This window comes from Micromonospora sp. S4605 (assembly GCF_003176715.1).
Lineage (GTDB): Bacteria > Actinomycetota > Actinomycetes > Mycobacteriales > Micromonosporaceae > Micromonospora > Micromonospora echinaurantiaca.
Window position 1 is genome coordinate 1 of record NZ_QGSW01000469.1, and the last position, 2,469, is coordinate 2,469.

The 2,469-nt window shown below is 68.7% G+C and carries 2 protein-coding genes; both read right to left on the bottom strand.

The window, feature by feature from the left end; all coding sequences use genetic code 11:
• Positions 1–264: 264 nt before the first annotated feature.
• A complete protein-coding gene (locus tag DLJ47_RS34535) occupies positions 265–1,509 on the bottom strand; it encodes a Wadjet anti-phage system protein JetD domain-containing protein (protein WP_109906477.1) in 1,245 nt (414 codons plus the stop codon).
• Positions 1,506–2,342, bottom strand: a complete 837-nt coding sequence (locus tag DLJ47_RS34540; RefSeq protein ID WP_233258179.1) for an SbcC/MukB-like Walker B domain-containing protein — start codon at positions 2,340–2,342, stop codon at positions 1,506–1,508. Before DLJ47_RS34540 ends, DLJ47_RS34535 begins: the two co-directional genes overlap by 4 nt.
• Positions 2,343–2,469 lie beyond the last annotated feature (127 nt).

Below are 2,469 nucleotides of genomic sequence, written 5' to 3' on the forward strand. Positions count from 1 at the left end.
GTTGACCATGCTCGCAGCTCTTCACTTGTGACCATCCGAACTCGACACTCAGATGATCACCGATGGGCTGCGAGCCCTTCACATTCGGGTCGCCCCAGCCGAAAGCCCCGCTCAACTTCGAAGAGCCAGCATACTGGCCCACAACCTGGTGAAGATCAGCACCCTCGCCGCCGGATGATCACCGCGATCGCTACCCAACCCACACCCCGGTTAAGGCCACTGCAGAATGGCCGCCCTCAACCGGGGACTTTCGGGTCGAAGTAGCTAGTCGTTGACGACGCCTCGCACATGAGCGACTGCCACGGCGAGCGGGATGCGCTCCTGCTCCACGCGTCGGGGCCGGTTCCATTCCGCTGATGTCAGGCTTCGGTAGAGGCTCGCTTCGGGCTCGGTCAGGAATGGCACGGTTCGTGGCGCGCGTGCTCGTAGTGGCCTGCCTCGGGCATCCTCGTTGGTCCCGAACCGCTCCCAGGTGGCGTACGCGGCAGGGTCCATGAACATCGACACGGCTGGTATGCCGGCGGCGCGGAACTCGTTGAGGATTTCCAGGCCGTCGGCGTCCATGTCCCCCCAGTACACGATGTGGGGGGCGGCGGTGAGCCAGGGCAGGGCAGCGATCGCCCCAGCGCCGCGGCCGACTCCCTCGACGCTGATGCCGCCGGGCAGTTCGGGGAAGTGGATGGCGGTGTCTTTGTTCTCGGAGATCACCACCACCTGGGGCTGGTACGCCGGCAGCGCCCGGTCGCCGATGGTGGCCGAGTCGTGTCGGCGCCGGCCAGCGGCCAGGTGCGCTGGGTCGAGGTAGGTGAAGTGCACCCGTGGCGGATGTGGCGGCAGCAGGCCCAGGTCGTCGCGGCCGGATAGTCGGCGTACCAGGCTTCGGCGGTGGTTGAGCCATTTCGCGTGCAGCCCTTCGATGGGCACCTGCCGGGGCGTCAGGCCGGTCGCGTCGTGCGCGGCGAACCACTGCCCGGCTCGGCAGAGCAGGTCGAAGTCCACCTCGCCCAGCTCGTCGACCGCGGCGACCGTCGAGGCGAGCACCTCGGCTTCCACGAGGTGGGGGAAGCGGGCGGCGAGCAGGTCCGCCCGTCGCCGGCCACGCTCCAGCCGGTCGGGCCAGCTGCTACCGCACAGCCGTGCTGCCTCGTCAACGGTGGCGACTACCAGGTGGGTGGGAAGCTCCTGCTCGGTGCCTAGCACACGGCGGGTCCGCCTACGCAGGGATGTGTCGTGGGCGGCGCTCCAGCTTCGCCATGTGGCTGCCCAGCCCGCCGCCCGAGCGAAGTCGTCGGCGAGGCTGGCTGAGGAGGGTTGTCCTAGCGGGAACGGGCATGGCCACGGTTCCGTGGCAGTTCCCGAATCCGCCGCACCAGGTCTTCCTGGCTGCATGTCGAGTTGGGCAGGCGCGTCGGCGCCCGGCGGGGTGGCGCCGGCATGAATAAGGCAGGATGCCCAGGTGTTGGCCAGCCGGCGCTCGACATCCGCGAGAACCTGGTCGACGGACTTCATCGGCGGGCCACATCGCTTTCCCACCCGGAGGCCTGATCCGCCGCGCCGGTTGGGCTGCCCGTGCCGTTCACGCCCAGCGCACCGTCGTGGCGCTCCGCGCCATGCTCGCTGGGGGCCGGCGCCATCGGTCTGGAAGCGTCGCCGCGGAGGTCGCTGATGCGGGAGACGAACGAGTAGTGCGTGGCGGTGTTCTTGGTGATCGCCAACAGTTCGTCCATGTGCGGCTCGAGCGCGGTCACCTTGTCCAGCGGCGCTCCCACGATCAGCTGGAAGCCGAGGCCCTTCCAGGCCTGGACGGCGCGGCCGGCGAACTCGGCGTCGGACTTGACGAAGCCCTCGTCGAGGAACACCGGCGCGAACCGTGGCCGGACGCGCAGCTCGTCGCCGAGCCGGAAGCGCAGCGCCGCCCCGACGATAAACGCGACCAGTTCCTGGCTTTCGCCACCGCTCTTGCCCCCCAAGGAGGAGTGGGTGCTGAGCAGCCGTCCGTCGGCGTCGTACCGTTCCGCGGTGATTTCTACGTGTCGCCGAACGTCCAGCAGCCGGTCACGGTCGGCGAGGTCGGCGACGGCGCGGGGGTCGTCGCGGCGGCGGATGCGGCCCATGAACTGCTGCAGCTCGCGGAACCGCTGCTCCACCTGGTTTTCGGGCAGCTCCCGGGTGGCACCGGAAGATAGCACCCGTAGCTGGCGACGGAACTGGACCACCGCCTCGGGAGTCAAACGTCGTAGCCGGATGCGCAGGCGGTCACGGTTGGCGCCGAACGGCAGCCCGCGCAAGATGTCGTTGATCGGCTCGAGCCGTTCCTCGATTTCCTCGATCGACGACTCCATCCTGCGTTCCGCGTAATTCAGGGGGGCTAGAGACATGATCTGGGGCGTGAGCTGGGGGAACGCGTGGACGTATGCCTGTCGGGCGTGTCTCTAGGCGGTGGTGTCGCTGCTGGTCAGCGGCTCGCGG

Excerpts from the sequence above, each read along its gene's own strand:
- DLJ47_RS34535 (WP_109906477.1), bottom strand. The coding sequence starts at position 1,509 with ATGAAGTCCGTCGACCAGGTTCTCGCGGATGTCGAGCGCCGGCTGGCC.
- DLJ47_RS34540 (WP_233258179.1), bottom strand. The coding sequence starts at position 2,342 with ATGGAGTCGTCGATCGAGGAAATCGAGGAACGGCTCGAGCCGATCAAC.